Origin of the sequence: Burkholderia metallica, from assembly GCF_001718555.1 — a bacterium.
GTDB lineage: Bacteria > Pseudomonadota > Gammaproteobacteria > Burkholderiales > Burkholderiaceae > Burkholderia > Burkholderia metallica.
On the sequence record NZ_CP013403.1, the window covers coordinates 2664904 to 2691053 of the forward strand.

22 protein-coding genes and 2 pseudogenes are annotated in these 26150 nt (G+C 67.1%); 13 read left to right on the forward strand and 11 right to left on the reverse strand.

What is annotated here, in order from left to right; all coding sequences use genetic code 11:
* Positions 1-33 precede the first annotated feature (33 nt).
* Entirely contained in the window at positions 34-1251 is a 1218-nt protein-coding gene (gene ceoA, locus WJ16_RS31300) for a multidrug efflux RND transporter periplasmic adaptor subunit CeoA (RefSeq protein WP_069260821.1), read from the reverse strand.
* A gap of 32 nt (positions 1252-1283) precedes the next feature.
* Positions 1284-2144 (reverse strand): alpha/beta hydrolase, encoded by an 861-nt coding sequence (locus WJ16_RS31305; RefSeq protein ID WP_069260822.1) that lies wholly within the window; start codon positions 2142-2144, stop codon positions 1284-1286.
* 174 nt (positions 2145-2318) lie between these two features.
* Here WJ16_RS31305 and ceoR point away from each other — a divergent pair, with 174 nt between their 5' ends.
* Together ceoR and WJ16_RS31315 are read left to right on the forward strand one after the other, a co-directional pair.
* A complete protein-coding gene (gene ceoR / locus WJ16_RS31310; protein ID WP_069260823.1) occupies positions 2319-3323 on the forward strand; it encodes a putative multidrug efflux transcriptional regulator CeoR in 1005 nt (334 codons plus the stop codon).
* 434 nt (positions 3324-3757) lie between these two features.
* A complete protein-coding gene (locus WJ16_RS31315; protein WP_069260824.1) occupies positions 3758-4051 on the forward strand; it encodes a DUF4148 domain-containing protein in 294 nt (97 codons plus the stop codon).
* Between the two features lie 227 nt (positions 4052-4278).
* Here WJ16_RS31315 and WJ16_RS31320 read toward each other — a convergent pair whose 3' ends face one another.
* The 3 genes from WJ16_RS31320 to selD form a co-directional block, all read right to left on the reverse strand.
* Positions 4279-5358: a purine-nucleoside phosphorylase gene (locus WJ16_RS31320; protein ID WP_069260825.1), complete on the reverse strand. Its 1080-nt coding sequence runs from the start codon at positions 5356-5358 to the stop codon at positions 4279-4281.
* 254 nt (positions 5359-5612) lie between these two features.
* Positions 5613-6203, reverse strand: a complete 591-nt coding sequence (locus tag WJ16_RS31325; RefSeq protein ID WP_069260826.1) for a LysE family translocator — start codon at positions 6201-6203, stop codon at positions 5613-5615.
* A gap of 72 nt (positions 6204-6275) precedes the next feature.
* Positions 6276-7340 carry a selenide, water dikinase SelD gene (gene selD / locus WJ16_RS31330; protein ID WP_076606036.1) on the reverse strand — a complete coding sequence of 355 codons (1065 nt, stop codon included), beginning with the start codon at positions 7338-7340 and terminating at the stop codon, positions 6276-6278.
* 114 nt (positions 7341-7454) lie between these two features.
* On the opposite strand from selD, the gene WJ16_RS31335 reads away from it, so the two are divergent.
* Positions 7455-8291: a DMT family transporter gene (locus tag WJ16_RS31335; protein WP_069260828.1), complete on the forward strand. Its 837-nt coding sequence runs from the start codon at positions 7455-7457 to the stop codon at positions 8289-8291.
* A gap of 34 nt (positions 8292-8325) precedes the next feature.
* On the opposite strand, the gene WJ16_RS31340 is transcribed toward WJ16_RS31335, so the two are convergent.
* Positions 8326-9429, reverse strand: a complete 1104-nt coding sequence (locus WJ16_RS31340; protein ID WP_069260829.1) for a porin — start codon at positions 9427-9429, stop codon at positions 8326-8328.
* 349 nt (positions 9430-9778) lie between these two features.
* Between WJ16_RS31340 and WJ16_RS31345 the strand changes: the two genes are divergently transcribed.
* Genes WJ16_RS31345 through WJ16_RS31355 form a run of 3 tightly spaced genes read left to right on the forward strand, consistent with a single transcriptional unit; the run spans position 9779 to position 12968 of the window.
* Positions 9779-10678 (forward strand): N-formylglutamate amidohydrolase, encoded by a 900-nt coding sequence (locus WJ16_RS31345; RefSeq protein WP_069260830.1) that lies wholly within the window; start codon positions 9779-9781, stop codon positions 10676-10678.
* On the forward strand, positions 10675-11448 hold the full coding sequence (locus WJ16_RS31350) for an IclR family transcriptional regulator (protein ID WP_069260831.1): 774 nt from the start codon (positions 10675-10677) through the stop codon (positions 11446-11448). The genes WJ16_RS31345 and WJ16_RS31350 overlap by 4 nt, the downstream gene beginning before the upstream one ends.
* A 29-nt stretch (positions 11449-11477) precedes the next feature.
* Entirely contained in the window at positions 11478-12968 is a 1491-nt protein-coding gene (locus WJ16_RS31355; RefSeq protein ID WP_069260832.1) for an SLC13 family permease, read from the forward strand.
* 120 nt (positions 12969-13088) lie between these two features.
* On the opposite strand, the gene pdxR is transcribed toward WJ16_RS31355, so the two are convergent.
* On the reverse strand, positions 13089-14600 hold the full coding sequence (gene pdxR / locus WJ16_RS31360) for a MocR-like pyridoxine biosynthesis transcription factor PdxR (RefSeq protein WP_069260833.1): 1512 nt from the start codon (positions 14598-14600) through the stop codon (positions 13089-13091).
* Between the two features lie 120 nt (positions 14601-14720).
* Between pdxR and WJ16_RS31365 the strand changes: the two genes are divergently transcribed.
* From WJ16_RS31365 to WJ16_RS31375, 3 genes are all read left to right on the forward strand, one after another.
* Complete coding sequence (locus WJ16_RS31365; protein ID WP_069260834.1) at positions 14721-16010, forward strand: 4-aminobutyrate--2-oxoglutarate transaminase; 1290 nt, start codon at positions 14721-14723, stop codon at positions 16008-16010.
* 93 nt (positions 16011-16103) lie between these two features.
* Positions 16104-17573 carry an NADP-dependent succinate-semialdehyde dehydrogenase gene (gabD, locus tag WJ16_RS31370; RefSeq protein ID WP_059665218.1) on the forward strand — a complete coding sequence of 490 codons (1470 nt, stop codon included), beginning with the start codon at positions 16104-16106 and terminating at the stop codon, positions 17571-17573.
* 400 nt (positions 17574-17973) lie between these two features.
* Entirely contained in the window at positions 17974-18921 is a 948-nt protein-coding gene (locus WJ16_RS31375; protein WP_069260835.1) for an LAPAL motif-containing putative phage structural protein, read from the forward strand.
* A 68-nt stretch (positions 18922-18989) separates the two neighbouring features.
* Here WJ16_RS31375 and WJ16_RS31380 read toward each other — a convergent pair whose 3' ends face one another.
* Positions 18990-20534 carry a methyl-accepting chemotaxis protein gene (locus WJ16_RS31380; RefSeq protein WP_069260836.1) on the reverse strand — a complete coding sequence of 515 codons (1545 nt, stop codon included), beginning with the start codon at positions 20532-20534 and terminating at the stop codon, positions 18990-18992.
* 324 nt (positions 20535-20858) lie between these two features.
* Here WJ16_RS31380 and WJ16_RS35170 point away from each other — a divergent pair.
* From WJ16_RS35170 to WJ16_RS31390, 3 genes and pseudogenes are all read left to right on the forward strand, one after another.
* Positions 20859-20969: pseudogene (locus tag WJ16_RS35170) on the forward strand (SAM-dependent methyltransferase); the annotation flags it as partial.
* Between the two features lie 44 nt (positions 20970-21013).
* A complete protein-coding gene (locus WJ16_RS31385; protein ID WP_069260837.1) occupies positions 21014-21574 on the forward strand; it encodes a GNAT family N-acetyltransferase in 561 nt (186 codons plus the stop codon).
* 139 nt (positions 21575-21713) lie between these two features.
* On the forward strand, positions 21714-22193 hold the full coding sequence (locus tag WJ16_RS31390) for a 2-thiouracil desulfurase family protein (RefSeq protein WP_157126900.1): 480 nt from the start codon (positions 21714-21716) through the stop codon (positions 22191-22193).
* Positions 22194-22320: 127 nt separating this feature from the next.
* Here WJ16_RS31390 and pcaF read toward each other — a convergent pair whose 3' ends face one another.
* On the reverse strand, positions 22321-23523 hold the full coding sequence (gene pcaF / locus WJ16_RS31395) for a 3-oxoadipyl-CoA thiolase (RefSeq protein WP_069260839.1): 1203 nt from the start codon (positions 23521-23523) through the stop codon (positions 22321-22323).
* Between the two features lie 226 nt (positions 23524-23749).
* Here pcaF and WJ16_RS31400 point away from each other — a divergent pair, with 226 nt between their 5' ends.
* Positions 23750-24535: an IclR family transcriptional regulator gene (locus tag WJ16_RS31400; protein ID WP_069260840.1), complete on the forward strand. Its 786-nt coding sequence runs from the start codon at positions 23750-23752 to the stop codon at positions 24533-24535.
* 234 nt (positions 24536-24769) lie between these two features.
* Here WJ16_RS31400 and WJ16_RS35980 read toward each other — a convergent pair.
* Positions 24770-24907: pseudogene (locus tag WJ16_RS35980) on the reverse strand (DUF1016 N-terminal domain-containing protein); the annotation flags it as partial.
* A 69-nt stretch (positions 24908-24976) separates the two neighbouring features.
* Positions 24977-26092: a succinylglutamate desuccinylase/aspartoacylase family protein gene (locus WJ16_RS31405; RefSeq protein ID WP_069260841.1), complete on the reverse strand. Its 1116-nt coding sequence runs from the start codon at positions 26090-26092 to the stop codon at positions 24977-24979.
* Between the last annotated feature and the right edge of the window lie 58 nt (positions 26093-26150).

Genomic DNA, 26150 nt, shown 5'->3' on the forward strand with positions numbered 1-26150 from the left:
CTGGTTGAACGCGGAGACGAAGCGGCGGGCCGCTTACGAATCCGCCTTCGCCGGTGCGGCCGGCTTCGCGTTCTGCGCGAGCGGCGCGGACGGCTCGTCGCCGCCCGTCATCGGGACCATGTGCGGCTTCACCTGCTCGCCGGGGCGCACGCGCTGCGTACCGTTCACGACCACGCGGTCGCCGGCCGACAGCCCGCTCACGATCACGCGCCGGTTGCCGTGCTGCATCCCCGGCTGCACTTCGCGATAGGACACGCGGCCCTGCTGGTCGACGACGAACACGAACTTCTTGTCCTGGTCGGTGTTGATCGCCGCGTCGTCGACGAGCAATGCCTGGTGCGGCGCGCTGCCGCCCACCTTCACGCGTGCATAGAGGCCCGGCACGAGCGCGCCGTCCGCGTTGTCGAAGCGTGCGCGCACGCGGATCGTGCCGGACGACGTATCGAGCCGGTTGTCGACCGAATCGATCTCGCCGCTGCGCGAATAGCCCGTTTCGTTCGCGAGACCGAGTTCGACCGGCACCTTGCGGCCGTTGCGCGCGCCGTTGATGTATTGCAGGTAGGTCTGCTCGTCGGCATCGAACGACGCGTAGATCGGCGACACCGAAACCAGCGTCGTCAGCGGCGGGGCCGATGCGCCCGCCGACACGACGTTGCCGAGCGTGATTTCCGCGCGCGACACGCGGCCCGACACGGGCGCGGTGATCCGCGTATAGCCGAGGTTGATGCGCGCCGTTTCCAGCGCGGCTTCGGCGGCCTTCAGGTTCGCTGCCGCCTCGCGCGCCGCGTTCTGCTTCTCGTCGTAGTCGCGCTTCGCGATCGCGTTGTCGCCGATCAGCCGTTGCGCGCGCTGCCAGTCGGTCTGCGCATAGCCGTTGCGCGCCTGCGCGGCGGCCAGCTGCGCGGCCGCGCGATCGGTTTCCGCCTGGTACGGGCGCGGGTCGATCACGAACAGCACGTCGCCCTTCTTCACGAGCGCGCCGTCCTTGAAGTTCACCGCGACGATCGTGCCCGACACCTGCGGGCGCACGTCGACTTTCTCGACCGCTTCGAGGCGGCCCGAATAGCTCTGCCAGTCGGTCACGGTCTGCGGCACGACGGTCGCGACGTCGACTTCCGGCAGCGGGGCGGCCGCTTTCTCGGGGGCGTTCGCGTTCACGCGCATCGCGCCGAACGTGCCGAGGCCGACGACGGCGAGCGTCACGATCGCCGCTGTCGCGATTCGGGAACGGGAGGTGCGTAGGATGGCCATGTGGATCTCCAGTAAGCGTGGATTGGTCTTGGTTATTCGGAACGGTTCGGCTGGCGCGCCTGGAAGCGGCACTGGAAGAAGCGCACGGCTTCCTCGAATGCGGCTTCGTGCGTCGCGAGCGCGGCGTGCGTGATGTCCGGATAACGGATCACCTGCGTGAGCACGCCCGACGAGATCAGGCAGCTCGCATATTTCTCCGCTTCGACATGCAGCACGTCGTTCTGCGCGGTGACGACGAGCGTCGGCGGCAGCCCCGCGAGGCGCACCGATTCGAGCGGCGCCGCGTACGGATGCATGCGCTGCGCGGCCTGCGGCAGATACGCGCGATAACAGGCCGCGCATTCGCGCGCGGTGATGTCGGACGCGAGGCGCTCGGCGTCGCCGATGCGCGTCATGCTCGGGTCGAGCATCGGCCCGAACAGTGCCTGCGCGGCGATCGACACCTCACCGCGGTCGCGTGCGATGAACGCGAGGCAGTTCGCGAGCTGCCCGCCCGCGTCGTGGCCCGCGACCCCGATTTTCTTCGGGTTACCGCCGAACGCGCGGGCGCGCGTCGCGGCCCACACGGCCGCACGATACGCATCCTCCGGCGCGGCCGGAAAAGGAAAGGCCGGCGCGAGCGAATAATCGACCGACACTACGAGTGCTGGTAAGCGTTCTGCTAAAAAACGCGCGGCGAAATCCGCGTCTTCGAGCGAACCGCGGACGAAGCCGCCGCCGTGGAAATAAAGCACTACTGGCAACCCGGTCTTGTCCGGGCGGCGGTAGAGGCGCAGCACGATGTCCTGAGCGTAGCCGGGAATTTCGACTTCGGCGACCGTCAGCGCCGCGCCCGCCAAGGCTTGCGCGGGCAGTGCGGCTTTCAGGAATTTGCTGAATTCAGAAGCGTCCATGACGATGCAGCATCCATTTCGAGATGGAACGAATTCTGGGTCCGGCAGACATTGGGATAAATGCCTATAATCCGGCAACACAATTCAACGCCCCCGAACAATCCGAGGCTGCGTTCACCCACGAGGTAGCGCAGCCTTGTCGTTCCGGAGGCTCATTAGATTGCGGAGGTTGTGATGGACCGGCTTCAGGCCATGCAGGTGTTTACTCGCGTCGTCGATACAAGCAGCTTCACCAAGGCGGCAGAAACGCTCGCGCTGCCGCGGGCGTCCGTCACGACGATCATCCAGAATCTCGAAGCCTTCCTCGGCGTGCGGCTGATGCACCGGACCACGCGCCGGCTGTCGCTCACGCCGGACGGCGCCGCGTACTACGAACGATGCGTGCGAATCCTCGCGGACGTCGAGGAAACCGAGGCGAGCTTCCAGGCGAACAACCGGAAGCCGCACGGAAAGTTGCGTATCGACATGCCGGGTTCGATCGGGCGCCTGCTCGTGATTCCGTCGCTGTGCGAATTTCATACGCGCTATCCGGACATCGATCTGCAGCTCGGCCTGTCCGACCGGCCGGTCGACTTGCTGCAGGAAGGCGTCGATTGCGTGATCCGCGTCGGCGCACTGCAGGACTCGTCGCTCGTCGCGCGCCGCGTCGGCCTGTTCGAGTGCGTGACGGTCGCGTCGCCCGACTATCTCGAACGCCACGGCGAGCCGCAGACGATCGACGAGCTGAGCCAGCACAAGGCCGTCAATTACTTCTCGAGCCGCACCGGCCGCACGATCGACTGGACGTTCCTGATCGACGGCAAGGAAGTCGAGATGAAGATGGAAGGCATCGTGTCGGTGAACGACGCGGATGCGTACGTGACCTGCGGGCTCGAAGGCTTCGGGCTGATCCAGCCGCCGCTCTTCATGGTGCTGCCGCACCTGCGCGAAGGCCGGCTCAAGGAAGTGCTGCCCGGGCTCAAGCCGCTGCCGATGCCGATCTCGGTCGTGTATCCGCACAGCCGCCATCTGTCGCCGAAGGTGCGCGTGTTCGTCGACTGGGTGGCCGAAGTGTTCGACCGCTGCCCGCTGCTGAGCGGCAAGGGCAGCCTCGATGCGACGTGCAGCAAGCGCACGTTCGAGGAAGCCGAGCGCGCGCCGGTGCTCGACACGCCGGTCATCAACGAGTGGGTCGCGTAATCGACGCCGGGCGACCGAACGGCGCGCCTTAACCCAGCAACTGAACCGCACGCGCGGGCTGCGAGGCCCGCGCGTCGCCCCGCCTCCGCGCCACGTTTCCCCACGGCGCCGCACCCGATCCTTCCCGAATCCGCAGCAATCCTTTGTGCGCGGCGACGCAATCGCCCGCACGCGTCGCCGCGCGCCGTCGTCATCCCCGTGTGAGGCCCGCTGCACGCGGGTTCGAGCGATTTCCGCATAACCCTGCCGCGCGTACGGATGTCGATTGTTCCTCTGACACGACAATTCAATTCGCGTCTGCCGCATTTATCGCGACGGAACGGATACCTAGAGTAAACCCTGTCGCGCACCTCGTTGCGCATCGAACAGATCCCGCCTCGCGGGACCGGAGCCAACGCTCAAGCGCCCGCTCCGACATCTCCAGGAGTTACGCCATGAACCGCCGCCATCTTCTCTCCGCCGTCGCCCTCACGCTCGCCGTGTCTGCACCGGCCTTCGCCGATTCGGGTACGCCGCACGCCGGCGACTACGGCAATACGTCGTGGTACTCGCAGCACTACGGCCCGCGCACGCGCGCCGAAGTGAACGCGGAAGTCGAGCAGGCGCGCAAGGACGGCACGCTCGCGTACTTGCGCAAGGCCAATTCGTATCCGCAAGGGCTCGACCTCGCACAAGGCCCGTATCGCTCGATGCCGGAAAGCAACCAGCTCGCCGGCGGAGGCCGGTAAATGCGCAACGCCGCGCAACCGGTTGCCCGGTGCGCGGCGTCGCGATTTCCCTGTCGACGACTCGACGATTCGCCGAGTCGATCGGTTAGATAGTTAGTTGCAGGAGCACATGATGAACGATCAACTCCCTTCGCCGCTCGATCATTGGGACGACACCACGCCGGTGTGGACGCCGTTTCGTTCGGCACCGCAATCGCATTGACCGCCGGCTGGTCGTCATCCGGCCTTCAACGGCGCGGCACCCCGTCGCGCCATTCGCCCCAGTGCGTGACGATGTCCTGCACGAGCGGATTGCCCGCGCGATACAGGTTCTCGGTCGCCGGGGCGAAGCCGCCCTGGTCCGCGTAGTTCAGCAGGTTGTCGGCACTCGTCTGCCCCGCATACGGCCGGTCGAAATCCGACCCGGTGCGCAGCACCGCGACGCGTGACAGGTCGACCCGCTTCACGCTCGCCGCGCGCTTGAGCGCTTCATATGTCGCGTTGTCTTCCTGCGCGGTCATGCAGTAGGTGCCCTTGCCGTCGGTCAGGATCTTCGTCCACTGGCGCGCGCGCTCGCCGATCAGCGTGCCCGAGAACCACGTGTTGCCCGACGACGTATCGCACTGGATCACGGTCGGCGGCCGGTTCGCCGGCGCATACGTGAACTTCGCGCGTGCGGCCTGCGCCTGCGCGCTGTCGGCGAGCACGACGTTGCGCGACAGCGCGACCGCGGCGTCGGTCAGCTGCGGATTCAGCTGGAACACCTCGGTGCGATAGTCGAGCGGCGGCTTGTCGTTCGGGCTCTTCGTGTTGATGCCGAGGAAGCCGGTATTCCAGCCGGCCGGAATCTCGCGTGCGTCGAGCTCCCACTGCAGGCTGAAATCGACCAGGTACTTCGACCACGCGGCCGAACCGACTGTGCCTTGCGCGGGGTCCACGCCCGCGATGCCGGAGATCAGGAAGTACGTGCGGCGCAGATCGAAGCGCTGCGAGAACGTGAGCGCCATGATCGTCGCCGACGCGTTCGCATAGCCCATGCCGGTCGTCACCACGCACACGTCCTGCTTGTTGCAATGCACGTTCGGGTAGTCCGGCGACAGGCCGGGCACGGCGATGTCGCGCCACGGGCCGAGCCGGTCGAGCCAGGCCTGGCCCTCCGGACCGAACATCGTGATGATCATGACCTTGACCGGGCGGCCCTGTGCACCGGTCTCGGCGAATGCAGCGTTGCCCGCGTCGTTGCCCTGGTTGTCCTGCGCGATCGACGGCGCGGTCGCACAGGCGGCGAGCGAGAATGCAGCGGCGGAAAGAATGGAGCGAGTCAGCATCGGCGTTCCTTGTTTCGAGGATGTTGGGTGAGAACGGCTCTCGTAGACTGCGCGACGGAGTATAGAACGCGCGTGCCCGATGCGGAACCCGACTACGAAACGACGCAGATGCCCCGGTGCGTCGGTGCAGGTATGGTGCGCACGCGAATCGCAACGGAAATGGCCTTCGCGTTCCGACATACCATCAGGAATACTATCCGGTTGACCGATACCGGCACATCCATCGCACCGGCATGTTCGTCGCCCGGCCAACGCTACAACCGCGCCAGCCCCGCCACGCCGTAACCCAGCACGACCAGCGCCGCGACGACATGACTCGCCGCAAGCAGGCCCGGCGATTTCACGATCCGGCCGATCGCGCTGCCGCCGCACGCGAACACGAGTTGCCCCGCGAGGCTGCCGGCAAACACGCATGCGGCGCCGAGCAGCCAGTGCCGATGCGCTCCGGCGGCGGCCGTTGCATAGCCGTAGAACAACAGGATCGTCAGCGGGTTCGCCAGCGTGACGAAGAACATCGACACGAACGGGCGGCTGCCAGGCGGCCGCGCATCGCCGTCGAGCGTGCGGCGACGATCGCGCAGCGCCTGCCACAGCATCCGCGCGCCCATCGCGAGCAGCACGAGCGCGCCGACCAGACGAAACAGCGAAAGATGTGTCGCAAGCGTGCTCGCGAGCATCGCGCCGAGCGTGAACGCGACGACCGCATAGCAGCCGTCGGCTACGGCGACACCCGCCGCCGCGCGCACGCCGCTCGCGGTGCCGGCACGCATCACGTAGTTCGCGATCATCAGCGCAACGGGCCCGACCGACAGCGCGACCATCAGCCCGAACAGGAAGTCGTTCATCGGTCGTCGACGCCTTCGACGGAAGGCATCGATTCCAGCGCCCTCAAAACAATCCGGTATGGCGCTCCGGCGTCACGCGACGTCGACACGGGCAGGCCCGTCCACCATCTCGCCGATCACGCCCGCGCGATCGAAGCCGTCGGCGCGAAAGCACGCGAGCACGTCGTCGACGGCCTCGGGCGCGCACGCGACCAGCAGCCCGCCCGACGTCTGCGGATCGGTCAGCAACGCCTGTGCGACCGGAGGAAGCGTATCGGCCAGCTGCACGTCCGCGCCGTACGCGGCCCAGTTGCGGCCCGATGCGCCGGTGAACACGCCGTCGGCGACGAATGCTTCGACGCCCGCGAGCCACGGCAGCGACGCATAGTGCACGCGCGCGGTGAGCCGCGCGCCGCGCGCCAGTTCGAGCGTATGGCCGAGCAGCCCGAAGCCCGTGACGTCGGTCAGCGCATGCACGCCCGGCAGCGTGGCGAGCTCGGCACCCGGCCGGTTCAGCTTGGTGGTCGTCGCGACCATCTGCGCATAACCCGCGGCATCGAGCTGGTTCTTCTTCAGCGCGGCCGACAGCACGCCGACACCGAGCGGCTTGCCGAGCACCAGCACGTCGCCCGCGCGCGCGGCCGCATTGCGCTTCACGCGCGACGGATGCACGACGCCGATCGCCGCGAGCCCGTAGATCGGCTCCACCGAATCGATCGAATGGCCGCCCGCGACCGGAATGCCGGCGTCCGCGCACACCGATTCGCCGCCGCGCAGCACGGCAGCGATCGTCTCGTGCGGCAGCACGTTGATCGGCATGCCGACCAATGCGAGCGCGAGGATCGGCTTGCCGCCCATCGCATAGACGTCGGACAGCGCGTTGGTCGCGGCGATGCGGCCGAAGTCGAACGGATCGTCGACGATCGGCATGAAGAAGTCGGTGGTCGCGACGATCGCCTGCTCGTCGTTGAGGCGGTAGACGGCCGCGTCGTCGGAGGTTTCCGTGCCGACCAGCAGATCCGGGAACAGCGCGGGCGGCGTCGCGCGCTTCAGCAGTTCGGACAGCACGCCCGGTGCAATCTTGCAGCCGCAGCCGCCGCCATGCGACAGGCTCGTGAGGCGCGGAACGGCAGGCTGGGCTTGAGTGGCTTCGGTCATTGTCGGCATCCGGTGAATAACAGCACTCCATTATCGACAATTCCATGCGAGCCCGCCCGATACCCACATAATGACGGCGCCCTCCGCATCCGCCCCTGTCCGCCCGGTTCGTTCATGGATCACCTCTTCATCGGCCTCGTGCTGTGCTCCGCGTTGCTGCACGCCATCTGGAATGCATTCCTGCACGTCAGCGAAGACCGGCTCGTCCAGCTCGGCACGATGTCACTGCCGTATTTCGCGTTCGGCGTCGCCGGCGCCGCGCTGCTGCCCGCACCGGCGCCCGCCGCGTGGCCGTATATCGCCGGGTCCGCCGCGCTCGAGGTTGCGTATTGCTTCACGCTCGCCCGGGCGTACCGAAGCGGCGAGTTCGGGCAGATCTACCCGATTGCGCGCGGGATCTCGCCGCTGCTCGTGTCGGTGCTCGCGCTCGTATTCCTCCACGAACAGCCAACGCCGTTCGGCTTCGCAGGTATCGTGCTCGTGTCGTTCGGCATCATGTCGCTCGCGCTGCGGCGCGGCTTCCGGTTCTCGGGCGAAGGCGTGCCGTTTGCGCTGCTCACGGGCGTGTTCATCGCCGCATATTCGATCTGCGACGGCATCGGCTCGCGCGAGTCCGGCAGCGCGCTCGGCTACATCGCGTGGGTGTACGTGCTGTGGAGCGTGCCGCAGTTCGTGCTGGTCTGCGCCGTGCGAGGCGGCCCGCGCGCGGTGCTCGGCTCGCGCACCGCACTCGCGCAGGGCGCGATCGCCGGCACGCTCTCGCTCGCGGCGTACGGCATCGTGATCCTCGCGTACCGGTACTTGCCGGTCGGGACGGTGTCGGCGCTGCGCGAAACGAGTTCGATCTTTGCGGTCGCGATCGGCTGGCTCGTGATGCGCGAGCGGCCCGGCGCGCAGCGGCTCGCCGCGTGCGCGCTGGTGGTGGCCGGCGCGGCGCTGATCCGGTTGTAAGCGGAAAGCGCCCCGCCCGCGGCCTGTCGCCGCGTCAGAACTTGTGGCGGATCCCCGTCACCGCGACGATCTGCGTGCGTGTGCTCGACGGATTCGAGATCCCTTCGATCGCGGCCACCGTGTTCGACGACGCACGCTGGTAGAACGCGTTCACGTAGATATCGGTGCGCTTCGACAGGAAACATTGCGCACCGACGCTCGTCTGCAGGTAGTGAGAGCTCGGCTTCGGCCCCTGCGACGCAAGCACCTGCGTATAGGTTTCGCCGAGCGCGAACTGCAGCGCGGGCGTCATCAGATAGCGCACGCTGCCCTCGTAGTTGTTGAAGCGCATCGCGCCGCCCGTCTGCAGGTTGAACAGCGAGCTCGTGTACAGCAGCCCGAACGTCGCGGCCCCCCACGCATACGCGCCACCCGCGCCCCAGATCTGCTGGCGCGTCACGCCCTTGATGAACGTGTAGTAGTTGTCGGATGCCGCCGCGCCGGTGGTGTCGAGCGCCGGATGATCGACGCGCACGTAGGCCGCGCCGAGTTGCAGCGGCCCGTTCTCGTAGCTCGTGCCGATACTCCACACGCGGTTTTGCGCGAACGACGTCGAATTCGAGAAGCCGTACAGGCCGACCGCGCGCAGCCCGTACCAGGTGGGCGTCTGGTACTGCACCGAGTTGTTGGTGCGGAACGTGTTGTTCAGGTCGTCGGTGTCGAACGGATGCAGCGCGTACTGCGTGAGCGCGGTGGTCGCGCCGATCTGCAGCGGCTCCAGCACTTCCTGCGCCGCGTTGTACTGGCGGCCCATCGTCAGCGTGCCCCAGCGGTCGTTCTCCAGCCCGACGTATGCCCGGCGACCGAACAGCCGGCCGCCCTGGCTCGCGGCGCCGCTCTCGATGTTGAAGCCGTTCTCGAGCCGGAACACCGCACGCGTGCCGCCGCCGAGGTCCTCCTTGCCGAGCAGCCCGAAGCGCGTGCCCTGCTCGTTGCCGCCGGTCGCCTGCCACGCGGCGTGGCCGTTCTGGTTGTTCGTGTACGTGAGCCCCGAATCGACCACGCCGTACAGCGTCACGCTCGACTGTGCGTGCGCGTACATCGCACCGGCCGCCGTTGCGATACCCGCCAGCGCAACCATCATCCCTTTTCGCTTCATCTCCGACCCCTTTTATCGGTTGAATATGTGGAGCGATTTATTTCGCTCGCAACGAGTTTTATTGAATAAAACATCGTCTTATTTATTGTTGAATTCGGTGATTTGAAGCGTCAAGTGACGTCAAAAATCGTACGCGCAGGTCAAATGCACCTGAATCGCAAGGCGTTTCGAGGAATGAAACAAGCCCAATAATCACGGGCATGACAGGCCGATCATGGCGTGCAATCCCGGTATCGCAAAAAGCCCTTGACCGCGATTTTCAGCCGTTGTGAAATATTGATACGTTGTTTTAATGATTAAAACATTCGAACGAGACGCCTCGAGAAACTAGGTAAAGAACCTGATCCCCATGCTGACGTTTAATTGCAACAACGCGACTGCCGGCGCATCGCCTGCCTATTTCGTCGCGATGCCGACGGTGCCGGCACTGCCGATCGTCGTCGACTCGCCGCACAGCGGCATCGCGTATCCGCCGGACTTCGCCACCGTCGCACCCGACGACGCGATCCGCACCACGTGGGACGCGTACATCGACGAACTGTGGGCCGGCGCCCCTGCGCGCGGCGGCACGCTCCTCGGCGCGACGTTTCCGCGCGCGTACATCGATCCGAACCGTGCGGAAACCGATATCGACGCGACGCTGCTCGCCGAGCCGTGGCCCGAGCCGCTGTCGCCGCAGCCGTACACGCAGCGCGGGATGGGGCTGATCCGGCGCGACGCGCTGCCCGGCGTGCCGCTGTACGACCGCAAGCTGTCGCTCGCCGAAGTGCGCCACCGGATCGACGCGTACTACCTGCCGTACCGCCGCGCGCTCGCCGGCATCGCCGAGCCGCTGCATGCGGCGCACGGCGCGCTGTGGCACATCGACTGCCATTCGATGAAGTCGCGCGGCAACGCGATGAACGTCGACGCGGGTGCGTTGCGGCCGGACGTCGTCGTCAGCGACCGGCGCGGCACGACCGCCGATCCGGCGTTCACCGAGTGGACCGCACAGTGGTTCGCCGGCGCCGGCTATCGCGTGCAGGTCAACGACCCGTATCAGGGCGGCGACCTGCTGACCGCACTCGCCGATCCCGCACGGCAGCGCCACGGCATCCAGATCGAATTCAACCGCGCGCTGTACATGGACGAGGCCGCATTCGCGAAACATGCAGGCTTCGCCACGCTGAAGCGCTCGGTCGACGCATACCTCGACGCACTCGCCGATTACGTCCGCGCGCGCATCGCACCGCAGGGAGGCCCCGCATGACGACCTACATCGTCGACGCCGTCGACAGCGCGCTGAAGCTGCTGACCTACGTGGCCGAGCATCCGAACCTCGGCGTGACCGAGCTCGCATCGCAGCTCGGCATCAACAAGTCGCGCACGTACCGGATGCTGTGCACGCTTGAACTGCATCGCTTCGTCGTGCAGGACCCGCGCACGTCCACCTATGCGCTCGGCCCGCAGGCGTTCGTGATCGGCGTGGCCGCGTCGCAGCAGAACGCGCTCGTGCGCGCCGCGCACCGGCACATGCTCGCGCTCAACCAGGCGATCAACGAGACCGTCGTGCTGCGCGTACGCGAAGGGCTCGAATCGGTGTGCGTCGCGCGTTGCGAAACGACGCACGCGGTGCGCACGGTCGGCGCGGTCGGCAATCGCCGGCCGATCCATTTCGGCGCATCGGGCAAGGTGCTGCTCGCGTTCGCGCCCGACGCGGTGCGCGACGAATATCTCGCGCAACTGCGCCGGAACGGGCAGGCCGACGACCCGGCGAAGCTCGCCGGCGAACTCGACGCGGTCGCGCGCAAGGGCTACGCGGTGAGCAGCGGCGAAGTGACGCCCGGCGCGGTCGGGATCGCAGTGCCGGTGCGCGACCTGACGGGCGCGACGGTTGCGTCGGTCAGCGTGACGGGGCCCGAGGTGCGCGTGAGCCACGCCGACATTCCCGACTATCTCGAACGCCTGCAGGCGTGCAGCCTCGCCATTTCCGCCGAACTCGGCTACGTCCCGGCGCGCGCCGCGCTGCAACCGGCCTGACGGCCCGCTTCTTTTTCGACGAGGATCCGATGTCCGCCTCTTCCCCGAACCCGGCCGGCGCGCACGGCGCCGACACCCCCGCACTCGCGGCCGACGATCCGACGGCACCCGCCGGTCACGCGCCGCATCCGCACGGCAAGATGCTGCATCCCGTCGTGATGATGCTGTGGGTGCTCGCCGCGGCGATTGCGCTCACGTGGGTCGTCGACTCGGGCCAGTTCGCGCGCGACGGCCGGCTCGTCGTGCCGGGCACCTATCACGTGGTGCCGAAGACCACCGCCCTCACGACGCTCGTCGCCCCGGCCGTCAGTCACAGCACGTCCGCTCAAGCGCTGCCGGCAAGCCTCGTCTCGGCGTTCGTCGCGGTGCCGCAAGGGCTGCTGAAGAACGCGCCGTTGATCGTGATGGTGATGTTCGTCGGCGGGATGTTCGGGGTGATGCGCCGCACCGGCGTGGTCGACGCGGGCATCGACCGGCTGCTGCAGCTCACCGGCAACAACGCATACCTGCTGACACCGATGCTGATGATCCTGATCGGGCTCGGCAGTACGCTGCTCGGCTTCATCTCCGAGTACCTCGTGATCATTCCGATGGTGGTCGTGATCGCGCGGCGCCTCGGTCTCCCGGACCTGTTCGCGGTCGCCCTCGTCGCGCTCGCCGCGAAGATCGGCTATATCGCGTCGGTCACGAACCCGCTCGCGCTGGCCGTCGCGCAGCCGCTCGTCGGCGTGCCGCTGTTCAGCGGCGTCGCGCTGCGCGCGGTCGTATTCGTCGTATTCCTGACGATCGGCATCCTGTACCTGCTGCGCTACGTGCGCAGCACCGGCTATCGGGCCGGGCAGACCGCCGCGGGCCATGCCGCGCACGCGGCCGCGAAGCTATCGCTGCGCCACAAGGCGACGCTGGCCGTGTTCGCCGCCGCCGTCGCGATGCTGATCTACGGCACGCGCGAGCTCAAGTGGGGCAACGTCGAGCTGGCGGCGTTCTACACGGCCGTGAGCATCGCGACGGCCATCATCGGCGGGCTCGATTCGCGCAGCGCGGCCGACGCGTTCGTCGACGGGATGAAGAACATGATGCTCGCCGCGCTGCTGATGGGGCTCGCCGCTTCCGTCGAACTGCTGCTGCAGAACAGCCTCGTGCTCGACACGCTGATCCACTTCTTCACGCGGCTCGCGGACGGGCAGTCGCCGGTGTGGGTCGCGAACGGGCTGATGGGCGTGCAGATGGTGCTCGACGTGTTCATTCCGTCGGTGTCGGGCAAGGCCGCGGTCAGCATGCCGATCATCGGGCCGATCGCGCAGCTCTCCGGCGTGAGCGGCCAGACGTCGGTGCTCGCGTTCGTGCTCGGCGGCGGGCTGACGAACCTCGTCACGCCGACGTCCGGAATGCTGCTCGCGTATCTGGCCACGGCGCGCGTGGATTTCGGCGCGTGGATCCGCTTCGTGCTGCCGCTGTTCCTGACGCTGCTCGCGCTGTCGTGCGTCGTGCTGACGTTCGCGGTGTGGATCGGGTATTGAGATTCGCGGCAGGTAGTGCAGGACGCGCATGCTCTCCCGGCCGTCGAGCGAGCATGACGCCGCCCGGCCTCGATGGCGGCGGCGAACATCGCAACGCGATGCCGCAACCGCAGGCGCCGTTCAGGCCACCTCGACCGCCTTGCCAAACGCCCGCTCGTCGATCGCCTCGGCAAGCGTCGCGAACGCGGTCGCGATCTCGTCCTCCGGCACGCACGCATAGCCGAGCAGCAGCCCCGACGCCGCGCGTTCGCGATCCGCGTAATACCCCGACAACGGCCGCACGACGATATTGCGTTCGAGCGCGGCCTGCGCGACCGCGCGATCGTCGACACCATCCGGCAGCTGCGTGACGAGATGCAGCCCTGCGTCGCTGCCGAGCGCGTGCAGCGAGTCGCCGTAGCGTTGCGCGACCGCGTCGAGCAGCACCTCGCGGCGCTGCCCGTACAGCGTGCGCATCTTGCGGATATGCGACACGAAGTGCCCTTCCGCGATGAATTCGGCCAGCACGGCCTGCTGCAGCAACTGCCCTTCGCGATACAGCTCGGCGCTCGCGGTCGCGAAGCTTTCCGCGAGCGGCTCCGGCGCGACCAGGTAGCCGACCCGCAGCCCCGGGAACAGCGTCTTGCCGAAACTGCCGACGTAGATCACCTGCCCGGCCGTGTCGAGCCCCTGCAGCGACGCGAGCGGCCGGCTGCCGTAGCGGAATTCGCTGTCGTAGTCGTCCTCGATGATCCAGCAGCCGTGCTGGCGCGCGTATTCGAGCAGCATCCGCCGCCGCGCGAGGCTCATCACCATCCCGAGCGGATACTGGTGCGACGGCGTGACGAGCATCAGCTTCGGCGGTTCGGCGAGATCGGCGGCCGACGGCGCGATCCCTTCATCGTCGACCGGAATCGGCCGCGTGGTCAGCCCCGACACGTTCAGCACGCTGCGCACGCCCCAGTAGCACGGGTCCTCGGTCCAGATCGCGTCGCCTGGATCGGTCAGCAGCCGCACCGCGAGGTCGATCGACTGGTGGATGCCGGTCGTGATCACGATCTGCTCGGGCGTGCAGCGCACCGAGCGCGACGTGCGCAGATAGTCGGCCAGCGCCTCGCGCAGCAGCGCGAGGCCGCCGCCCGGCGCATAGGTCAGCAGGTCGGGACGCAGGCGCCGCCAGTATTTGTTGTGCAGCCGCGTCCACACGCGCGCCGGAAATCGCGACACATCGGGCACGCCCGGCATGAACGCGCCGCCCTGGCGCTTCGACACGCCGGCGCCCTCGACGAGCCGCGTGCCGCGCGCGGACAGCCGCCGCGCCGACGGCGGCACGAGCGCCGGGTGGTCGGCGGCCGCGTCGGCCGGTGCGCCGACGATCTCGTCCGGCGCGCTGTCGGCGACGAACGTGCCGCGGCCGGTCGCCGAGTTCACGTAGCCTTCGAGCGAAAGCTGCTCGTAAACCTGCGTGACCGTATTGCGCGCGATCCCGAGCTCGGCGGCCAGCAGGCGCGACGACGGCACACGCGTGCCGGCCGGCAGTTCGCGCGACAGGATCGCCTGTTGCAGCAGCCGGTGAAGCTGCCGGTAGATCGGCTGTTCGCCGCCGCGCACGAGGCGCTGCGCGAGCCAGTCCGACAACACGCTCGCGCGCATGATTGGCTCCTGAATATTTATTGAAATGGCTCTGATTGCCAGAGCCAAATGTGATTATAGTCGCCTCCATGGGCTGTCGAAGCGCCCGATTTTCTACTCACCGGAAAGAACATCAAGGAGATGACCGTGAAGAATGCCGACCTGCAGGCCCGCAAGAACGCCGCTACCCCGCGCGGCGTCGGCGTGATGTGCGATTTCTACGCTGCCCGCGCCGAGAACGCGGAACTGTGGGATGTCGAAGGCCGCCGCTTCATCGATTTCGCCGCCGGCATCGCGGTGCTGAACACCGGCCACCGCCACCCGAAGATCGTCAAGGCGATCGCGGACCAGCTGAACAACTTCACGCACACCGCTTACCAGATCGTCCCGTACGCGTCGTACGTCGAGCTGGCCGAGAAGATCAACGAGCGCGCGCCGGGCGATTTCCCGAAGAAGACGGCGTTCTTCACGACCGGCGCCGAAGCCGTCGAGAACGCGATCAAGATCGCGCGGGCGGCCACCGGCCGTCCGGGCGTGATCGCCTTCTCGGGCGGCTTCCACGGCCGCACGATGATGGGCATGGCGCTGACCGGCAAGGTCGCCCCGTACAAGCTGAACTTCGGCCCGTTCCCGGGCGACGTGTTCCACGCGCCGTACCCGAACGCCGTGCACGGCGTGACGACGGCCGACTCGATCAAGGCGATCGAGATGCTGTTCAAGGCCGACATCGATCCGAAGCGCGTCGCCGCGATCATCTTCGAACCGGTCCAGGGCGAAGGCGGCTTCAACCCGGCGCCGGCCGAATTCGTGCGCGCGCTGCGCAAGATCTGTAACGAGCACGGCATCCTGCTGATCGCCGACGAAGTGCAAACGGGCTTCGCGCGTACCGGCAAGCTGTTCGCGATGCAGCACTACGACGTGCTCGCCGACCTGATCACGATGGCGAAGAGCCTGGCGGGCGGCATGCCGCTGTCGGGCGTCGTCGGCCGTGCCGACCTGATGGACGCGGCAGCGCCCGGCGGCCTCGGCGGCACGTACGCCGGCAACCCGCTGGCGGTCGCATCGGCGCACGCGGTGCTCGAGATCATCGACGAAGAGAAGCTGTGCGAGCGCGCAACGCAGCTCGGCGACGTGCTGAAGGCCAAGCTGAACGCACTGCAGGCCGACGTGCCGCAGATCGCCGACGTGCGCGGCCCGGGCGCGATGATCGCGGTCGAGTTCCTGAAGCCGGGTTCGGGCGAGCCGGATGCCGAATTCACGAAGCGCGTGCAGGCTCGTGCGCTCGAGCGCGGCCTGCTGCTGCTCGTGTGCGGCGTGTACTCGAACGTCGTGCGCTTCCTGTTCCCGCTGACGATCCCGCAAGCCGTGTTCGACGAAGCACTCGTGATCCTCGAGGAAGTGCTGAAGGAAACGGTCGGCGTGCCGGCCTGAGTTTTCGTCGACTTCATTCAGTGAATGCGCCGCCGCCGTCTTTACGACGGCGGCGGCCGTTTCATCCGTCCTTTTTCAAAGCAGGCGATTCATATGAGCACTGTTCAGGAAACCCTGGCACTGAAAGATCCGTCGCTGTTCCGCCAGCAGGCGTACGTCAACGGCGAATGGCAAGGCGCGACGAACGGCGAGACGTTCGAAGTCCGCAACCCGGCGACGGGCGGCCTGCTCGGCACGGTGCCGGCGATGGGCGCCGCCGAGACGCGTCACGCGATCGAAGCCGCGAACGCCGCATGGCCCGCGTGGCGCAAGAAGACCGCGAAGGAGCGCGCGGTCGTCCTGCGCAAATGGCACGACCTGATGATGGAAAACGCCGACGATCTCGCGCTGATCCTGACCACCGAGCAGGGCAAGTCGCTGGCCGAAGCCAAGGGCGAAATCGGCTATGCCGCATCGTTCCTCGAATGGTTCGCGGAAGAAGGCAAGCGCGTGTACGGCGACACGATTCCGACGCCGGCGAGCGACAAGCGCATCGTCGTGACGAAGGAAGCGATCGGCGTGTGCGCGGCGATCACGCCGTGGAATTTCCCGGCGGCGATGATCACGCGCAAGGTCGGCCCGGCGCTCGCGGCGGGCTGCCCGATCGTCGTGAAGCCGGCCGAGGCGACGCCGTTCTCCGCGCTCGCGATGGCCGTGCTGGCCGAGCGCGCGGGCGTGCCGGCCGGCGTGTTCAGCGTCGTCACGGGCGACCCGAAGGCGATCGGCGGCGAACTGACGTCGAACCCGATCGTGCGCAAGCTGTCGTTCACCGGCTCGACGCCGGTCGGCCGCCTGCTGATGTCGCAGTGCGCGGCAACGGTCAAGAAGGTGTCGCTGGAGCTCGGCGGCAACGCGCCGTTCATCGTGTTCGACGATGCCGACCTCGACGCGGCCGTGCAGGGCGCGATCGCGTCGAAGTATCGCAACAGCGGCCAGACCTGCGTGTGCACGAACCGCTTCTACGTGCATGAAGCCGTGTACGACCAGTTCGCGCAGAAGCTCGCGGCGGCCGTCGGCCAGTTGAAGGTGGGCCGCGGCACCGAGCCGGGCGTCACGCAAGGCCCGCTGATCAACGAAGCCGCGGTGCTGAAGGTCGAGGCGCACATCGAGGACGCGCTCGCGAAGGGCGCGACCGTCGTGACCGGCGGCAAGCGCCACGCGCTGGGCCACGGCTTCTTCGAGCCGACCGTGCTGACCGGCGTCACGCCGGCGATGAAGGTCGCGAAGGAAGAGACGTTCGGGCCGCTCGCGCCGCTGTTCAAGTTCGGCAGCGACGACGAAGTGATCCGCCTCGCGAACGACACCGAGTTCGGTCTGGCCGCGTACTTCTACAGCCGCGACATCGGCCGCGTGTGGAAAGTCGCCGAAGCGCTCGAATACGGGATGGTCGGCGTGAACACGGGCCTGATCTCGAACGAAGTCGCGCCGTTCGGCGGCGTGAAGCAGTCGGGCCTCGGCCGCGAAGGCTCGCACTACGGCATCGACGACTACGTCGTGATCAAGTACCTCTGCCTGGCCGTCTGACGGTTCAACGCCTGTCGCGTCCGTGACAGGCGCCGACCGCCCGGCCGGAACCGGGCGGTCACGACGCGGGCCGGCGTCCCTCTCCGTTGTGCCCGCGTCATCTCTTGTCACCTCGGTGCCCCCGCTGTCGGCAGCCTCCGTCGAGGCGATCGCACAGCCAGCCTCTGCCGAACGGCATACCCGTCCGGATTTCGTTCAAGTCTCATTTCTCGTTCGCCGGCAAACCGCTAGATTGAGCGTTCCGCCCCGATCCTGTTTGCCCGCTCATGAACACCTCACCTGACGGCCCGGTTCACGCACGCCTCGTGCACAGCACTCCTCGGTCACTTCATCGCATGCGCTCTAGGCTCCACCGACGCCCGACGTGCATCATCGCCCTGCCGAGCCCGAGAGCGTCCTCATGATCGTCAGCCCCTCCAATCGCCGATCGCTCCCGCCGCCACGCAGCGCCGGCGGCACGAGCAATCACCAACCGTTCAACGTCGTCTACGACGGGCCCGCGCTCGCCGAGCACCGGATGGACGTGCGCGACCTCGCGCCGGCACTCATCGCCATTGCCAACCTCTTCGCGTCCGCCAACAAGGAACTCAATGGCGAGAACACCGAGGTGCGTCTCGAGGTCAGGGGCAGCTTCAAGGCGGGGTCGTTTCACTCCGAGCTGATCTTCGTCCAGTCGCTCGCGAGCCAGATCCGTGACCTGTTCGCGGGGCCGAGCGCCGGTGCGTTCAGCAATGCGCTGGCGATCCTCGGCGCACTCGGCATCGTCGGAGGCGGTGGCCTGATCGGCTTCGTTCGCACGTTGCGCGGACGCAAACCGCATCGTACCGAGCCCGAGGGCGTTCACACCCGGGTCTGGATCTCGGAACTGGAATCTGTGGTTATCGACGAAGCCATCTTTCGGCTTTACCAGAACCGCACGGTCCGCATCAGCCTGCAAAAAGTGTTGTCGCCGCTCGAACGTGAAGGCATCGACAGCTTCGGTATCGTTCGCGACGAAACGATCGAACTCGCGATCGAGAACGATGAACTCGATATGTTCATGGGCAATGACGATCCCGGCGTAGTGGTCACCGATTCGATCGCGCGCAAGATGCTGAAACTCGAGTCCGTCGTATTCAAGGACGGCAACAAGTGGCGCGTGCACGACGGCACATCGGCATTCTTCGCCGCACTGGACGACGAGCAGTTTCTCGCGAAGGTCGATGCCGGCGAGCGCTTCGGAAAGGGAGACGTACTGCTCGTCGATCTTCGCCAGACGCAGATCGTCACCGACGAAGGGCTGCGTAACGAATATCGCATCGTCAAGGTTCGCGAACATCGCGCGCCGCTGCAGCCGGCGCTGATCTGACCGCCATCGGCGTGACGCACGGGCCAGCGCACTGTGCCGTCATGCCCGCATCGCCACGTTACCCCCCATCACCGAAACACGTTCACCGCATCCACCAGCCGCGTCGCCTGCTGTTTCAGGCTCTCCGACGCGGCCGCGCTCTGCTCGACGAGCGCCGCGTTCTGCTGCGTGATGTTGTCCAGGTGCACGACCGCCTGATCCACCTGCGACACGCCGGTGCTCTGCTCGGCCGTCGACGAACTGATCTCCGCGATCAGGTCCGACACGCGCTTCACCTGCGCGACGATGTCCTCCATCGTCCTGCCTGCTTCGTCCACGCGCCGCGCGCCCGACTCAACGCGATCGACGCTCGCGCCGATCAGCGTCTTGATCTCCTTCGCCGCGTTCGCGCTGCGCTGCGCGAGCGCCCGCACCTCGCCCGCGACCACCGCGAAGCCGCGCCCCTGTTCGCCTGCACGCGCCGCTTCCACCGCCGCGTTCAGCGCAAGGATATTGGTCTGGAATGCGATGCCGTCGATCACGCCGATGATGTCGGCGATCTTGCGCGAGCTGGCGGTGATGTCGCTCATCGTCGCGACGACTTCGCCTACCGCCTGCCCGCCACGCCCGGCCGCCTCGCTCGCCGACATCGCGAGCCGGTTCGCCTGCAGCGCGGTTTCCGCGTTGCTGTCGACGGTCGCCGTCATCTCGGCCATCGACGCGGCCGTCTCCTGCACGCTCGACGCGGCCTGCTCGGTGCGCGCGCTCAGGTCGTTGTTGCCCTGCGCGATTTCGTTGCTCGCGCGCTGCACGTTCAATACCTGTTCGCTGACGTCGTCGACGAGCCAGCGAAACATCAGCCCGAGCTGGTTGATCGTGCGCAGCGTCATGCCGATCTCGTCAACGCGGTTCATCCGCACGCCGCGCCGGCTTTCGCCGGTCGCGACGTTCAGCGCCTGATCGTGCAGCCGCTTCAGCGGACGCACGATCTGCGCATCGAGCCACAGGCCCGCCGCCGCCGCTACGCCGACCGTCACGCCGGCAAACGCCGCCAGCCCGCCGCCGGCAAGCCCGCATGCCCATCCCGCGCCAACGACCGCCGGCGCGAGCACGCACAGCGCCGAATGCACGCGCGCACGCACCGACATCGTCTGCGACAGCGAGGCAACGCGAAGCCACCCCGTGCGGATCACCAGTCCCTTGTGAAACCGGCGCCGGCCGGCCTTGCCTTCGCGAAACGCGCGATACAGCACCTCGGCGGCCTCGGTCTCGTCGTGCGGCGCCTTCGTGCGCACCGACATGTAGCCTTGCGGCTCGCCGTTGCGCATGACCGGAATCGCGTTCGCGCGCACCCAGTAGTGATCGCCGTTCCTGCGGCGGTTCTTCACGAGCGCGGTCCACGGCTCGCCGCGCCTGAGCGTCGCCCACATGTCGGCGAACGCTTCGCGCGGCATGTCCGGGTGGCGCACTACGTTGTGCGGCTGGCCGACGAGTTCCTCGTTCGTGAAGCCGCTCACATGCGCGAACGTCGTGTTCGCATACGTGATGACGCTGTCGGCATCGGTCGTCGACATCAGCGTGACGTCGTCGGGAAAATCGAATTCCTGTTGGGTAACGGGCTGGTTATTACGCATGCAAGGCTCCGAAAGGCGGATCTGTCGTCCGCGCCGCGCTGAATTCACGCTCAGTAGCCGAAAAACGGTTTATCGCTTTACGACGGTCTTTATCTTGCTGTCGGCATATTGGTGAAAAACCTTACCCTTTCCTCGCATAAAATATGCAATTCGACGGCCACCATGATTTCGATCAAATAATCCGGCAATAATCGTCGCGCGCGTTCAGTCGCACGTCACACCACGCTGCACGGCCAACCCGCGCCGCAGGTCGATGCGGTCGACCATTGCACCCGGCGCAACGATTCCGTCTATCCTGCTTCATTCACCCGGCATTCGAATTCGATGAAAAAGGCATTGCACGACCTGAATCGGCTGTCCCGGAATACGGCGACAGTCGCGCATGACAGCCATAAAGGCGATCGGGCCGCATTTTTCCGCAAGAGCGGCTCGACGCGTCTGTCGCCGAGAGATGCGATCGCCGCGCATCGGGAGGCCGCATGACGCGCCGCACCGCCGCCGAGCGCGACGCGCTGTCTGCCCGCCTCCTCACGCGTGACGATCTGCCGCTCGTGTGGACGATCGACCGGCGCGAAATCATCGAGCACCTGTACGTGCTACGCGACGGCGCGCTGCATCTCGTTCCCGAGTTCTACGACGTCGCAGGCTGGCCCGACGGCGAAGCCGACCACTACACGCCGATCCTGCTCGACTGTCACGATCGCGGCGGCTGGTGCCTCGGCATGTTCGACGGCGCGCGGCTCGTCGCGGCGGTCGTCGTCGACAGCCGGCCGCTCGGCCCGCACCGCGACATGCTGCAGTTGAAGTTCCTGCACGTGAGCCACGACTGGCGCGGCTGCGGGCTCGGCGAGCAACTCTACCGCGCGGCCCGGGAGCAGGCGCGTGCGATGGGGGCCGCGCGCCTGTACGTGTCGGCCACACCGTCGCAACGCACGATCGACTTCTACCTGCGGCTCGGCTTCACGGTCAGCACATCGCCCGACCCGGCGCTGTATGCGCTCGAGCCCGAGGACATCCATCTGGAAGGACCGACGGCCTGACGTACCGGCACGCGGGCAAAGCATGGAATTTCCCGCGTTGCCGCAGCCGTCATCGACCATCGCGAAATCACGGAGAGCGACATTGCATAACGTGCAGAACGACGGGCAACCGCAACCGCTGCCGAAGATCCTCGTCAGCATGTGCGTGGTCGGTCATCCGGTTCGTTACAACGGCTCGGCCAAAACCGCCGCGCACGAGGCGCTCGAACGATGGCAGCGCGAAGGGCGTCTCGTGCCCGTGTGTCCGGAACTGGCCGGTGGCTTCAGCGTGCCGCGGCCGCCCGCCGAAATCGCCAGCGGTGAATCGGGGCAGCAGGTGCTGTCCGGCGTCGCGCGGATCGTCGACGTGAACGGAACGGACGTGACCACGCCGTTCGTGGCCGGCGCGCACACCGCGCTGGCACTCGCGCGCACGCACGATTGCCGCTTCGCGATCCTCGCCGACGGCAGTCCGTCGTGCGGCAGCACGTTCATTTACGACGGGAGTTTCGAGAACCGGCGGCACGCCGGCGCCGGTGTCACGGCGGCGTTGCTGCGCGCGCATGGGATCGAAGTGTTCGCGGACACCGAAATCGACGCGCTCGATGCGCGCCTCAAGCAGGTGTCGCAGGCCGGTTAACGACGAAGCGCGGCACGAGAACCCTCGTGCCGCGCTTCGTTTCGGCTACAGCGAATCGGTAAAGCGGCGAAGCGGCGAAGCGGCGCATCCGTTGCCGCCTCGCCGCGAAACACGGATCGAACGCGGATCAGACCCGTTCGATCGCGATCGCGATGCCCTGGCCGACGCCGATGCACATCGTGCACAGCGCGAAGCGGCCGTTCGTGCGATGCAACTGATACATCGCCGTCGTCACGAGACGCGCACCCGATGCGCCGAGCGGGTGGCCGAGCGCGATCGCGCCGCCGTTCGGGTTCACGCGCGGATCGTCGTCGGCGACGCCGAGCATGCGCAGTACCGCGAGACCTTGTGACGCGAACGCCTCGTTCAGTTCGATCACGTCGAACTGGTCGATCGTCATCCCGAGCCGGGCGAGCAGCTTCTGCGTGGCCGGTGCGGGGCCGATGCCCATCACGCGCGGCGCGACGCCGGCCGTCGCGATGCCGAGCACGCGGGCGCGCGGCGTCAGGCCGAACCGCTTCGCGGATGCTTCGTTCGCGAGCAGCAGCGCGGCGGCACCGTCGTTCACGCCCGACGCGTTACCGGCCGTCACCGAGCCGTCCGGACGCACGACGCCCTTCAGCTTCGCCAGCGCTTCGAGCGACGTCTCGCGCGGATGTTCGTCGCGCGACACGACGAGCGGATCGCCCTTCTTCTGCGCAATCGTGACCGCGACGATTTCCTCGGCAAGCGTGCCGTCCTGCTGCGCACGCGCGGCCTTCTGCTGGCTGCGCAGCGCGAACAGGTCCTGGTCGGCGCGGCTGATGTTGTAGTCGACCGCGACGTTCTCGGCGGTCTCCGGCATCGAGTCGACGCCATGCAGCTGTTTCATCAGCGGATTGACGAAGCGCCAGCCGATCGTCGTGTCGTAGATATCGGCCTGGCGCGCGAATGCGCTGGCGGCCTTGCCCATCACGAACGGCGCGCGCGTCATGCTTTCGACGCCGCCGGCGACCATCAGCGCGGCTTCGCCCGACTTGATCGCACGCGCAGCCACGCCGACCGCATCCATCCCGGACCCGCACAGCCGGTTGATCGTCGAACCCGGCACGCCCTCCGGCAGCCCCGCGAGCAGCGCGGACATGCGCGCGACGTTGCGGTTGTCTTCGCCGGCCTGGTTCGCACAGCCGTAGATCACGTCGTCGATCGCCGTCCAGTCGACGTCGCGGTTGCGCTCGACGAGCGCCTTGAGCGGCACCGCGCCGAGGTCGTCGGCGCGCACGCCGGACAGCGCGCCGCCGTAACGGCCGATCGGGGTACGGATCGCATCACACAGAAAGGCTTCGGTCATCGGTGTCTCCGGTCTCTTGCAAAGCTGGGAAATGAGTGAACGCGCCCCTTGCATTGCCCGCCGGGATGCGCTTAAATGTTCTATATACGAACATAAGATCGTGTATCGAACGTTCAATGCATCATAGGGAGTGCGGGGACGACCTGTCAAGCGCGCGGTCCGCCGCGCGGTTGGCGTGTCAGGCCCCATGCGCTATCTTCTCGGCTGCACGACAATCCGACCATTCATGACAACCGAAGACATCCAGAAACCGGGCGACTCGTATGTGCAGTCGTTCGCGCGCGGCCTCGCGGTGATCCGCGCGTTCGACGCGGCACGCCCCGAGCAGACGCTCACCGAAGTCGCGTCGGCCACCGGGCTCACGCGCGCGGGCGCGCGCCGGATCCTGCTCACGCTGCAGACGCTCGGCTACGTCGAGGCCGATGGCCGGCTGTTCCGGCTCACGCCGAAGATCCTCGAGCTCGGCTTCGCGTATCTCACGTCGATGCCGTTCTGGAATCTCGCCGACCCCGTGATGGAGCAATTGTCCGAGCAGATCCATGAAAGCTGCTCGGCAGCCGTGCTCGATCGCACCGAGATCGTCTACGTGCTGCGCGTGCCGACCCGCAAGATCATGACGATCAATCTGTCGATCGGCAGCCGGCTGCCCGCGTACTGCACTTCGATGGGCCGTGTGCTGCTGTCCGCGCTCGACGATGCTGCGCTCGACGAGACGCTCGCGCAAAGCGGCATCCGCGCGCATACGCCGCGCACGATCACCGATCTCGGCGAGCTGAAGGCGACGATCGCGCAGGTGCGCCAGCAGGGCTGGGCCGTGGTCGACCAGGAACTCGAAGTGGGCCTGATGTCGCTGTCCGCGCCGATTCGCAACCGGCGCGGGCAGATCATCGCGGCGATGAACATCAGCGGCAACGCGCAGCGGCATACCGCAAAGCAGATGGTGAAGGAGTTTCTCGAGCCGCTGCAGCAGGCCGCGCAGACGGTGTCGGAGCTGGTGGCGCGGCGGGGGTAAACGACGAACGCCCGGGCGCGTCAGGATGCGTTCCGGGCCGCGCTGCGCGGCCTGACCTGCAACCGTGCGCGTTGCATCGCTTGTTGCAGTCGGTCCGTCAGCACTGCGCGCGGCGGCAATGCCGTCTGCGCGTAGTAGTTGCGCTGACGCGGGTCTTTGAGCGGAACCAACGCAACGAAGATTCTTCACGGCAAAGCTGCCGCCGTAGTCTTTCGTCAACTGCGTGGCCAGCGTCGGGAGCACCTCTTCACCATAGTCGACCCGTTTTCCCGCCAGGACCCGGGTATGAACGAGTTGGCCGATGCGCCAATAGAGCATCGTGAGTTCGCTGTTCACCGCCGAAGCGGTACGCTGCCGCGCCGCGTCACGCATGAGCGCGCACAAGCACTGTCGATTCGACGAAACCAAAACCACGCAGCAAGCCCGACCGACACCACGCACTCACGCGCCGAGCAACATCCCCGTACGCACCGGCACCGTGCCCGTCACGCGGCCGAGCGGCGCACCGGCCGTCACGAAGCGGATCGCGCGGCGCATGTAGAACACGCCGTCGGTTCCGCTCGAGATCGTCGTGATCGCATCCGTCAGCGGATCGACGATGTCGAACAGCGGATCGCCGGCGCGGATCGTCGCGCCGATCGCCGCGCGGTGCACGAGTATTCCGCTCACCGGTGCGTAGAACTGCTCGCTGCCCGCAAGCGGCGTGGCCGGTGCGGCGAGCGGCGGCAGCGGCACGCGTTCGCCCCGCACCGCGCCGCGCCACACGAGATAGTCGACGAGCGCATCGGCATCGCGTTCCGCATATTCATACGTCACGTCGCGCTGGCCGCGGCATTCGACCGTCACGGCCACCGTACCCGCCGCCATCGGCGTGCCTGCCGGCAAGTGCTGCCGCAATTGCGACCACAGCAGATGATGCGCATCGTCGAACGCGTGCCCGCCCGAATCCTCGGCGAGCAGCGATACCTGCGAGCCGAGATAACGCGCGAGCGGCTCGACTTCGGGCCACGCGGTATCGCTCGTGTACACGTGCATCACCGCTTCGAGCGAGCAATGCAGGTCGATCACCACATCGGCGTCGTGCGACAGCTTCAGCAGCGCAAGCTGCAGCGCATCGAATTCGGTGCGCGGCGCGATCTCGTCGAGCGCCGCGCCGACGCACTCGCGCACGATCGCGCGATTGCGTTCGCCGTCGTCGCCGAGCCGGTCGCGCGCACGCGCGGCGATCTGCGCGAGCGGCAGGAAGCCGCGATTGAAGTTGCGGCCGCTCGCGAGATCGAAGCGGCCGATGAACTGCCCGAGCAGATGATGATTGAGGCCGACCGGGTTCGCGACCGGCACGAGCACGATCTCGGCCGCGAGCCGCCCTTCGGCATCGAGCTGCCCGAGACGCTGCTTCAGCACGAACGCCGCGAGCATCGCGGGCGTCTCGTCCGCGTGCAGCGCGGCCTGCAGGTAGATCTTGCGGCCGGTGTCGGCCGGCCCGAAATGAAAGCTCGTCAGCGTGCGCTGCGTGCCGATCGACGGCGACAGGAGCGGCGTGGTGCGAATCTGCATCGATGATCTCGAACGAGTAAAAACGAAGAAGCGGATGAACCGGCGGCGTGGCGTGGCC